This is a genomic window from Streptomyces sp. NPDC054841, assembly GCF_053611045.1.
The window spans coordinates 1-10,909 of sequence record NZ_JBSGZO010000298.1; the positions used below are offsets into that span (position 1 = coordinate 1).

At 70.0% G+C, this 10,909-nt stretch carries 7 protein-coding genes; 1 reads left to right on the forward strand and 6 read right to left on the reverse strand.

Features of this window, described 5'->3' with window-relative positions; translation table 11 throughout:
* Window positions 1–79: 79 nt before the first annotated feature.
* The 6 genes from ACWGI8_RS30210 to ACWGI8_RS30235 form a co-directional block, all read right to left on the reverse strand.
* Entirely contained in the window at window positions 80–3,448 is a 3,369-nt protein-coding gene (locus ACWGI8_RS30210) for an outer membrane protein assembly factor BamB family protein (protein WP_453665689.1), read from the reverse strand.
* 102 nt (window positions 3,449–3,550) lie between these two features.
* Window positions 3,551–4,354: a hypothetical protein gene (locus ACWGI8_RS30215; RefSeq protein ID WP_453665690.1), complete on the reverse strand. Its 804-nt coding sequence runs from the start codon at window positions 4,352–4,354 to the stop codon at window positions 3,551–3,553.
* On the reverse strand, window positions 4,351–5,664 hold the full coding sequence (locus tag ACWGI8_RS30220) for an AI-2E family transporter (protein WP_453665692.1): 1,314 nt from the start codon (window positions 5,662–5,664) through the stop codon (window positions 4,351–4,353). The genes ACWGI8_RS30215 and ACWGI8_RS30220 overlap by 4 nt, the downstream gene beginning before the upstream one ends.
* Before the next feature lie 118 nt (window positions 5,665–5,782).
* Entirely contained in the window at window positions 5,783–6,481 is a 699-nt protein-coding gene (locus ACWGI8_RS30225; protein WP_453665694.1) for an aggregation-promoting factor C-terminal-like domain-containing protein, read from the reverse strand.
* 395 nt (window positions 6,482–6,876) lie between these two features.
* Entirely contained in the window at window positions 6,877–8,199 is a 1,323-nt protein-coding gene (locus tag ACWGI8_RS30230) for a PhoH family protein (protein ID WP_453665696.1), read from the reverse strand.
* A gap of 736 nt (window positions 8,200–8,935) precedes the next feature.
* Complete coding sequence (locus tag ACWGI8_RS30235) at window positions 8,936–9,697, reverse strand: isoprenyl transferase (protein WP_453665698.1); 762 nt, start codon at window positions 9,695–9,697, stop codon at window positions 8,936–8,938.
* A 111-nt stretch (window positions 9,698–9,808) separates the two neighbouring features.
* Between ACWGI8_RS30235 and mgrA the strand changes: the two genes are divergently transcribed.
* On the forward strand, window positions 9,809–10,846 hold the full coding sequence (gene mgrA, locus ACWGI8_RS30240) for an L-glyceraldehyde 3-phosphate reductase (RefSeq protein ID WP_453665699.1): 1,038 nt from the start codon (window positions 9,809–9,811) through the stop codon (window positions 10,844–10,846).
* Window positions 10,847–10,909: the final 63 nt, after the last annotated feature.

Below are 10,909 nucleotides of genomic sequence, written 5' to 3' on the forward strand. Positions count from 1 at the left end.
CTGCCGAGGAGCAGCGCGGGGACGGCGGCCAGCAGGAGCAGCACCCCGGTGCGGAGTGATCGCACGGTGGTGCTTCCCCTCAGCCGCGGCGTGCGGCGAGCGCGTGGACGGTGCCGTCGTCCGTGAGGGCGAAGACCCAGTCACCGCTCACGGAGAGGGCCGAGGCCACTCCCGCGCCGAGGTTGTACGAGGCGACCTGCGTGCCACTCGCCCGGTCCAGGACGAGGAGCCGTCCGTCCCAGGTCCCCACGTACACATGGGACTTCGTCACCAGCGGGTGCATCGTCGGCGAACCGGCACCGGCCGAACAGCCCATGGCGACGCGCCACTTGTCGTCCAGCGGGCTCTCCCCCGCCAGATAGCCGGACTTGGACTCCCACACCGGCTTCGACGGATCGGCCGCGCTCGTGTCGTAGGCGCGTACGACACCGTCGCGACCCGCGACATAGGCGGTGTCGCCCCACACGGCCGGGCTGGTGAGCGCGGCGGGCCCCGGCTCGCAGGTGCTGCCGCCGCCCAGCTTGGACTCCCAGGTCACCGCACCCGTCTTCGGGTCGTGGCCGCGGGTGCCGTACGCGGTGAACGTCACCAGCTTCGCCTCGCCGCCCGAGGCGCCCGGGGCCTTCGGGTCGGTCAGCACGGGCGACGAGTGGCTGTCGATGCCGCCCGCCGTGTCCTTCACCCACAGCTGCTTGCACTCCGCGAGGTCCATCGCGATGACGGTGTTGCTCGACATGGAGTGCAGATAGGCGGTGTTGGAGCCGGGCTCGCGGATGGCCGTGCTGTGGGCCTGCCCCCAGGAGAACGCGGCCCCGAATCCGCCGGGCAGCAGCCCGCCGGTCGCGGCGTCCCGGCAGCGGATCATGTTCGCGTCCTGGTAGACGGCGACCGTGCGGTCCTGGCCGGTGAGGCCGAAGACGCTGACCGGTCCGCCCGCGCGGCCGTACCGGCGCACGGTGTCCCCGTGGGTCTCCTCGCGGTCGACCGACTGCCAGGCGATACGGCCGTTCGCCGCGTCCAGTGCGTAGATCCGTCCGACACCGGTCGTCAGATAGACCTTGCCGTCATGGAGCGTCGGCGCCGACTCGGCGTCGCCGTCCAGGTACGTACGCCAGATCTCACGGCCGGATGCGATGTCGTAGCCGAGCATCATGCTGTACGGGGAGTCGAAGGCGCGGGACGAGACGATCAGCCTGCCGTCCGCGATCACCGAGCCGTTCAGGTTGAACTGCTCACCGGTCTGCCGGGTCCACTTGAGGTCGAGCCCGGCGCCCGGCTCGGCGCCGCTCGCGGACCGCCCCGCCTCGTCGCCGCCCTGCCGCAGCCAGTCCTGGCCGGTCCCCGGCTCGGCGAGCTCGCTGTCCCGTACGACCTCGAAGGCGTTCTTGACCACGGGGAACGCCTTGCCCCGGGTGTCGTACGCGATCGATTCGGCGGTGTACGTGCCGGGCCGCAGCCCGCTCAGCCGGTCGCTCGCCCGGGTCCATGCGCCGCGTGCGTCCGGGCAGGGCTCGGGCTTGCCGCCGGGCGGGGTGTAGCAGTTCTCGATGCCGGGCCGCGCGGCTGCCCCGCCGAAGCGCACCGTGGTCCGCTCCACCACATGGCCGCGCTTGTCGCGCACGGTCAGCGACGCCTTCGCGGGCGTACGGCCGTCGTCCTCCGCGTACACCTCGACGGGCACTCCGGCCCTGGCGCCGTGCACACTGCCCTGCGCGGGGCTGACCAGCGCCGAGTCGTCGTCGATGTCGAACTGCCGGTGGATGCCGGTCACATGGCCGGTGTCCTCGTTGCGGCGGGTGCGGGGATCGTCCGTGATGCCGCTGAAGTCGAGGACCTTGTAGTCGGGGTGGGCGCCGTCGATGCCGTACGAGCCCTGGTTGTTGATCTCGACGGACCGCTTGAAGGCGCCACGCCGGAACTCGGCCTGCTGGTTGTGACCGGCGGCCACCATCCGGACGTCGTACTTGGCGAGCTCGTCGATCGTGGGCTGCATGCCCGCACCCGGGCCCCACTGGGTGAACAGCGAGCGGTGTGCGAAGACGAAGACCTGCTTGCCGACCGCGTTGCGGGCGAGGTCCTCGCGGAGCCACTCCAGCTGCGGCTTCAGCCCGCTCGCGTCGTAGTTGTCCTCGAGAACGACGATGTGACGGCCGTTCCGGTCGAAGCTGTACCACTCGGGCGCGAGGTTGCGGCGGTAGTACTCCATGCTGCCGGCATAGCCCTGGGACGTGGCCGTGCCGCCGAAGTCGTGGTTGCCCATCACCGGGTAGAAGGGGTGGCCGAGCCGCCCTTCCTCCAGGCCCTTGCTGAACAGGTCGTACGCACCCTGCCGACGCGGCTCGGCCGCGTAGTCCGTGACGGTGAGGTCGCCGGTCGCGATCTGCATCGTCACGCCGTCGGCCTCGGACATCGCCTGGACCTGGCCGGTCCACTGGGGCAGGGCGCGGCGGGCCTCGTCGTCCGTGCGGTTGCCGACCTCGGTGTCGGAGTTCATGACCCACTTCTCGGTGGGGTTCGCGGCGTTGCGGTCGGGTACGAGCGCGAAGTCGATGCCCGTTCCGCCGGTCTCGGGGACCTTCTGGAAGAACTGCGGGATGTAGTCCTTGCGCAGCGCGGGCGTGTAGCCGTCGGGCGAGACGATGCTGACGAGGTCGGTCTCGCGCCGCTTCGGGTCGACCCGGAGGCTGTACGAGCCGTCCGCGCCGGTCGTGGTCCAGGCGGCGCCGTCGGTGACGTCGATGCCGGGCATGGCCCGCTCACCCTTGTCCCGCTTGCCGTTTCCGTTGGCGTCCTTGAAGACGGTTCCCTCGACCGCGACGGTCGCCGCATCGGTGTCCTCGGCGAAGGCCGCCTGGGGCGCGAGGAACGACAGGGCGACGGCACCGGCTGTTGCGAGCCGGTAGCGCCGCGAGGCGCGCAGCCCTCGCACCAGGGACGGCAGCCGCCAGGCGGCGAGCAGCAGTACGACACCTGCCGCCGTGGCGAGTGCGACGGTCGTCCAGGGGAACACGGGCAGCGCGTGGGCGCCCTTGGCGTCGACGAGCGGGGTGGCCGCGGAGGCGTCGACCGCGGTGCCGTCGAACTCGACGACGACCTGGGTCAGTCCGCCCTTCTCCAGCAGCGGGCTCAGGTCGAGCGCGTCGACGTGGCAGCTCCACGCCAGCTCGATGACGACTCCGCCGGGCACGCCGCCGTTGTCGCCGGGCACGCCGGAGCCGGTGGCCGGGCAGCCGGCCGGGAGCAGCCCGGCAGCCCAGGCGCCGGCCTGTGCGGGGGACACCACATCGCTGTGCACGATGAGACGGCCGCTGGTGACGTTGTCACCGGCGGCGACCACGAGTTCCGCGTGCTCGCGCGAGACATGAGCGAACGCGGGCTGGGCGCCGATGCCCAGCACGAGGAACAGCAGCGCGAGACCGAGCCCGACCGCTGTGCGTATGTGTTTCATAAAGGCGGACGCTAGGCATCCGTTGTTCGGTTTCCGGTCAGTAGTGAACGTCTTTCACCAAGCCGTCCGGAAGTGTTCAGCATTCTGCGTGCGTCTGTTACCTCACGCGGGACGCTTGAGCCGGGCAATCAGCTGCCTCGTGTCCTCGACGACGTGGTCCTTGAGCGACATCAGCTCATCGACGTCGGGCGGCGGCACCTCGGTGTCGTCCTCTCCGGTGTACGTGAACACGGCGGAGACACCGACCCGGATCACGGCCTGTCCATCGAGCACGTCCAGGTCCATCAACGGGTACCCCTCGGTGGGGATCACCAGATACGCACGCTCGCCGAGGCCGTCGGCCGGCTGGACCTCGCGGGGATCGCCGTCGGGCGCAAACGGGCGGCGCATCACCTCGAACTCCGCCCCCGGATCGGTCTTCTTGTGCAGCACGTACGAGACCGTGACCTGGTACTCCTGGTTCTGGCCCGTCCCGGTGAGCTGGAAGCTGCAGTGCGCGCGGTCGAGCGCCACATGCTCGTCGACCGACGCGATGGCTCCCGTCCTCGCGCCGAGCGCACCGCCGAGGGAGGTGAACTCCGCGTCCAGGCACAGATTCCGGCTGACGCGGTAGCCCTGGAGGTCGAGGCCGGGGCGCTCGTACGCGTACAGCCCGCCCGCCCACAGCGCCGACGCGACGACCGCGCCGCCGAGCGCCCACAGCCAGGCACGCCGGGGCCGCGGGGGCTTCGACTCGTCCTCACCGCCCGCGAGGACGTCGGCCGCCGCGACACCGGCGCCGGAGACGCCGCGCGCGGTGAAGTCGCCCGTGGGAGCGCCGCCCGCCGTGAAGCCGCCTGCCGCGGCCTCGCCCGAGCGCGGTGCGGGAACGTCGGCACCGCCCACCAGCTCCGGCTCCGAGATCACTGCCGTCGCTCCCCCGGCGCCGGCGTCGGCGCCACCTCGTACGCCGTCGCACCGTGCGGCGCGGGCCCGATCCGAACAGCCTGTTCCTGCCCGTAGGCCCGCAGATAGCCGACGACCGTGTTGGTCACCGCCACCAGCGGCACCGCGACCACCGCACCGCCGATGCCGGCGGTCAGACCGCCCGCGGCGACCGCCAGGACGACGGCGAGCGGATGCACCCGGACCGCGCGGCCCAGGATGAACGGCTGCAGAACATGGCCCTCTATCTGCTGCACCGCGAGGACCACGAGCAGCACCATCAGCGCGGTGAACACGCCCTGGGTGACCAGCGCGACGACGACCGCGAGCGCCCCCGAGACGACCGCACCGACCAGCGGAATGAAGGAGAAGAGGAAGATGAAGACGGCGAGCGGCACGGCCAGCGGGACGTCGAGGAAGTAGATGCCGAGTCCGATGAAGATCGCGTCGATGAGAGCCACCACCACCGTGCCCCGCACATAGGCGGTCAGCGTCCGCCACGCGCGCGGACCCGCGCCGGCCACACCGGGCCTCGCCTGGGCGGGCACCAGCTTCAGCGTCCACTGCCAGATCCGCTTCCCGTCGTACAGCAGGAAGAGGGTCGAGAACATCGCCAGCAGTATCCCGGTGAGGATCTCGACCATGACGGTCACGCCCTGCAGTCCGGCCGAGGTGATCTCCTCGGTGTTGGTGCCGATCGTGTCGCTGAGGTTCTTGGCGATGTCGTTGATCTGCTGCTCGGTGACATGGAACGGGCTGTCCAGGAGCCAGCGTTTGAGCTCCTCGATACCGTCCTTGACCCGGTCGGCGAGATTGTCCAGATTGTCCAGGACCTGCCACACCACGAACCAGCCGACGAGGCCCATGACGACGAAGCCCAGGATCGCGGTGACGGCGGTGGCGAGCCCGCGCGGCAGGCCGATCTTCCTCAGCCGGGTCACCGTGGGCTGGAGCAGGGCGGTGATCAGCAGGGCGGCGACGAAGGCGAGGACGACCAGCTGGACCGCGCTGATCGCCTTCATCAGCACCCAGAGGGTGCCGGCGAGGACGAGCAGCCGCCAGCCGGCCTCGGCCGCGACCCGCATCCCCCACGGGATCGCGGCGACCGGATCGGGTCTGGCGGCGACGGCGGGGGCGTAGGCGGGCGGCGGCGGGACCTTGTCGGGTGAGGGACCGGTCGGCGGCTCGTCGTCGGCAGCACTCGCGGCCTCGGCCCGGCGCTCCTCCAACCGTGCTCCCATCCGGGTCAGTCCGGCCCCCAGCCGGTCCAGCCACCCTGGCGCTTTCGACATGTCGCTTCCCTCTCCCCCCGGGTCCGCCCCGACCGTACACGCACGAAGCCCCTCACCGTAGGACGGCAAGGGGCTGCGCGAAGTTGAGCGCCAGGCTGGGGCCTGGTACCGGTGGGGCCTAGTACCAGTGGTTGGCCTGCCAGAACGACCAGGCGCCGCAGGGGCTGCCGTAGCGGTCGTTCATGTAGTTGAGGCCCCACTTGATCTGGGTGGCCGGGTTGGTCTGCCAGTCGGCGCCTGCCGACGACATCTTGGAGCCCGGAAGCGCCTGGACCAGACCGTACGCGCCGGAGGAGGGGTTCGAGGCCCGGTAGTTCCAGCTGGACTCGTGGTCCACGATGTTGCTGAAGCACTGGAACTGGTCGCCAGGGATCATCTGGCGGGCCATCGCCTGGACCTCGGAGACGCTGTACGAAGACTGGGTCGCGAAGGTGGAGGCGTCACGGACGGCGGAGCGGCTGGCCCGCTCCTCCTCCGCCTTGGCCTCGGCCTCGCGCTCGGCCTTCTCCTCGGCGGCTTCCTTCTTCGCCTCGGCGTCCTTGGCGGCCTGGACACGTGCCGCCTCTTCGGCGGACTTCCGCGCCGCGGCGTCGGCAGCGGCGGCCTGCGCCTCGGCCTGCTGGGTCAGGGACGAGACCTGAACCTGGGCCTGCTGGCCGACCGGGATGTCTGCGAGGAGCGTCGCGTCGGAAGCGGTCGTCTCCAGGTTGTCGTTCGTGGCGGGGGTGTTGCCCGAGGCAACACCGACGACAGCGCCGACAGTGGTGACCGCAGTGGCAGACGCCACGGCGAATCCCCGGACCGAGATCCGGCTCACACGGTTTCCTTCCAGCATCGCCCGCACAGGTGACCTCGCGGACGCAATCGTGCCCCTGGCACTGGCACTCCCTCTTGTCTAGGTCACGGGAGGCGCGGGCCCGGTGGGCAACTCCCCTGCGGGGAGTGCCGCGTGGTGCTCGGGCGGCATACGGCGGCAAGTGTGGAGTTGTGTGGTGCAACACCCCTGGGGGTGCAGGTGTGCCGTATGCGGGGCCTGACGGAAACCAGACTCTGCCGGAAGCCGACACCGCAAGGCAATTCATCGTTGCGTGTGAAAGCTCACACCCCGTTTGTCCCAGGAGTTTTGCGGAAAGGGCCGCGCAGCATGACGCCGCCCGGCTAAGCTCCTGCGCTTCACCGGGCGGCGCCAACTCTCATACCGGGCCTGAGATGTCAGATGGGTCCATCCTCCAGCATTTCGGTCACCAGTGCGGCGATCTGCGAACGCTCGGAGCGGGTGAGCGTGACATGCGCGAAGAGCGGATGCCCCTTCAGCTTCTCCACGACGGCGACGACTCCGTCGTACCGACCGACTCTCAGATTGTCCCTTTGTGCCACATCATGAGTCAGAACGACCCTGGAGTTTGCCCCGATTCGGGACAGAACGGTCAGGAGGACGTTCCGCTCCAGGGACTGGGCCTCGTCCACGATCACGAACGCGTCATGCAGCGAACGACCGCGGATATGGGTGAGCGGCAGCACTTCGAGCATGCCGCGACCGAGCACCTCCTCGATGACCTCACGGCCGGCCACCGCGGAGAGCGTGTCGAAGACCGCCTGCGCCCAGGGGCTCATCTTCTCGGCCTCGGTGCCCGGCAGATAGCCGAGCTCCTGCCCGCCCACGGCGTACAGCGGCCGGAAGACCATCACCTTCTGGTGCTGGCGCCGCTCCAGAACCGCCTCCAGGCCGGCACAGAGCGCCAGCGCCGACTTGCCGGTGCCGGCCCTGCCGCCCATCGAGACGATGCCGACGTCCGGGTCGAGGAGCAGATCGAGGGCGATGCGCTGCTCGGCGCTGCGGCCGCGGATCCCGAAGGCCTCGCGATCGCCACGGACAAGCCGGACATTTCCCTCGGCGGTGACCCGGCCGAGCGCCTTGCCGCGCTCGGACTGGAGGACGAGCCCGGTATGGACGGGCATGTCGGCGACCTCCGGCACGTACAGGTTCTCCTCTTCATAGAGGATGTCCACCTGATCGGCAGCAAGGGCCAGTTCGGACATTCCGGTCCATCCGGAGTCCGTGATGGCGAGCTCCGCGCGGTACTCCTCGGCCAGAAGACCGACGGAGGAGGCCTTGATGCGCAGCGGCAGATCCTTGGAGACGACGGTGACGTCGTACCCCTCCGCCTGGAGGTTGCGTGCCACCGCCAGGATCCGTGAATCGTTGTCGCCCAGCCGGTAGCCGGCGGGAAGCACGCCGGGGTCCGAGTGATTGAGCTCGACGCGCAGTGTGCCGCCGAGGTCGCCCATCGGGATGGGGGCGTCCAGGCGGCCGTACCGGACGCGGTAGTCGTCCAGCAGGCGCAGTGCCTGCCGGGCGAAGTATCCGAGCTCCGGATGGTGCCTCTTGGCCTCCAGCTCCGTGACCACGACGATCGGGAGCACGACTTCGTGCTCGTCGAAGCGGGAAACGGCGTGCGGGTCGGCCAGCAGGACGCTGGTGTCGAGAACGTAGGTGCGCCTGTCGGGCATGCGGCGCTTTGTGCTGTTCACCACGGAAGGACGTACCCCCTCGGCTGAGATCGGGGTGCGACGGCGTCGCGGGCGGTAGGACCGGTCTCCGGCCACGATGCACGGGCCGGGCACCGGCCCTCCGTTCCTTCCGTGCTGGCCGCACGGTCGTCCTGGCGCAAAGGGCCTCCCGGGCGAGCGGCTCGGTGCCACTCGCTATATAGAACGGCATCCGGCTCGGGTGTCCGGATGTCGACCTGTCAGGGATATTCCCTCGAACACGCGCAGCCATGCCAGGGCATATGACGACGCGTCGATGAACAGGCGATGACCATGACCGGGAGCTTCCCGACGGGGCCCGCGGCGCGCCCGGCCCGGCCGCCGCGCCAAGTCCACCGGCCCTGTGGGCACACGGCGCGATTCCGCCGTCGGTACGGGTCCGGGGACGCGGACGTCCGCCACGGGCCCACGCGGCGGAGCACCGGCGGGGCGGGGCACGTCCCGGCCGGTGGGAGGCGGGCGGAGGGCCAGGGTCTGTCCGGTGGATCAGGCTGGATCAGCGAGCGCCCGCCGCGGAGTGGCTGATGTCACTGATGCGGCTTCGGATCCAGGGCGGAGGATGGGGGTCCCCCCGCCGAAGGCAGGGGGAGAGTCATGGCGGAGCCATGCCGACTGACGACAACGCAGGAGACGGAGTCGCAGGGCGTCGCGAGCCCAGCAAGATCCACCGGACAGGCCCTAGGTCACGCGAGTGGCGGAGGTACGGGGGCGGCAGTCCCCGTCAGGCGCCGTAGCGGCGGTGGCGGGCCTCGTAGTCGCGGAGCGCGCGGAGGAAGTCGACCTTGCGGAAGGCCGGCCAGAAGACTTCGCAGAAGTAGTACTCGGAGTGGGCGCTCTGCCAGAGCATGAAGCCCGAGAGCCGCTGCTCACCACTCGTACGGATCACCAGGTCCGGGTCCGGCTGGCCCCGGGTGTAGAGGTGCGACGCGATCAGGTCCGTGTCGACGATCTCCGCGAGCTCCTCGAAGCTCGTGCCCTTCGCCGCGTGGTCCAGGAGCAGCGACCGCACCGCGTCCGCGATCTCCTGCCGGCCGCCGTACCCGACGGCGCAATTGACCAGTATTCCGTCATTGCCTTCCGTCGCCTGCTCCGCCTCCTTGAGGACGGACTGGGTGCGGGCGGGCAGCAGATCCATCGTGCCCACGTGATGCACGCGCCACCGGCCGTCGGCGGCCAGATTGCGGACCGTGTTCTCGATGATGCCGAGGAGCGGGCGCAGCTCCTCCTCGGGGCGGTCGAAGTTGTCCGTGGACAGCATCCAGAGCGTGACCACCTCGACATCCGTCTCGGCGCACCAGCCCAGCAGCTCGGAGATCTTGTCGGCCCCGGCCTGATGTCCCTCCGCCGCCGTGCCACCGGACGCCTTCGCCCAGCGGCGGTTGCCGTCCAGGATGACACCGATGTGCTTCGGCACCTGGGCGTGATCGAGGCGGCCCTCCACCCGGCGCGCGTAGAGCCCGTAGACCAGGTCGCGCAGGTTCACCGTACTAACCCCTCCGTGCTGCGTGGCTGACCCCCGAAGTCGTCACATTACTGCGCTGCGGCCACGGCCGCCCAACCCGGCCTGTCACAAGTCCGTGATAAGGAGGGAAGCGTGAATGACTCCCCCTATTACCGTGCCGCCGAGAGCCGCTACGACTCGATGGAGTACCGCCGCACCGGCCGCAGCGGTCTCAAGCTCCCCGCGATCTCCCTCGGTCTCTGGCACAACTTCGGCGACGACCGCACACTCGAATCGCAGCGCGCGATCCTGCGCCGTGCCTTCGATCTCGGCGTGACCCACTTCGACCTGGCGAACAACTACGGCCCGCCCCCCGGCTCCGCCGAGCTGAACTTCGGGAAGATCTTCGCCCAGGATTTCGCCCCGTACCGGGACGAGCTGATCATTTCCACCAAGGCCGGCTATCTCATGCACCCCGGCCCGTACGGCGAGTGGGGCTCCCGCAAGTACCTGATGTCGTCGCTCGACGCGTCCCTGAAGCGGATGGGTCTCGACTACGTCGACATCTTCTACTCGCACCGCTTCGACCCGCACACCCCGCTGGAGGAGACGATGGGCGCGCTGGCGTCCGCCGTCCAGCAGGGGAAGGCGCTGTACGTCGGCGTGTCCTCGTACACGGCGGAGCAGACGGACGAGGCCGCCCGGCTGCTGAAGGAGATGGGTGTCCCGGCGCTCATCCACCAGCCCTCGTACTCGATGATCAACCGCTGGATCGAGGACGACGGCCTCCTCGACACGCTGGAGACGGCGGGCATGGGCTGCATCTCGTTCGTGCCGCTCGCCCAGGGGCTGCTCACGAACAAGTATCTGACCGGCATCCCGGAGGGCTCGCGTGCCGCGCAGGGCAAGTCCCTCGACCCGAACCTGCTCTCCGACGAGGTGCTCCGCCGGCTGCGCGGGCTGAACGAGATCGCGCAGCGCCGCGGCCAGTCGCTGGCTCAGCTCGCGCTGAACTGGGTGCTGCGCGACGAGCGGATGACGTCCGCGCTGATCGGCGCGAGCAGTGTCGGGCAGTTGGAGGAGAACGTGGCGGCGCTGGCCGGATCGCCGCTCTCCGACGAGGAGCTGAAGGAGATCGACACCTTCGCGGTGGACACCGCCGGGACGAACATCTGGGCGGGCCGCTCCTGACCCTCTGCCCCGGCGCAGCGCCCGGGCAGAAAAAACGGGCCGGTCCGTGGGGGGGATACGGAC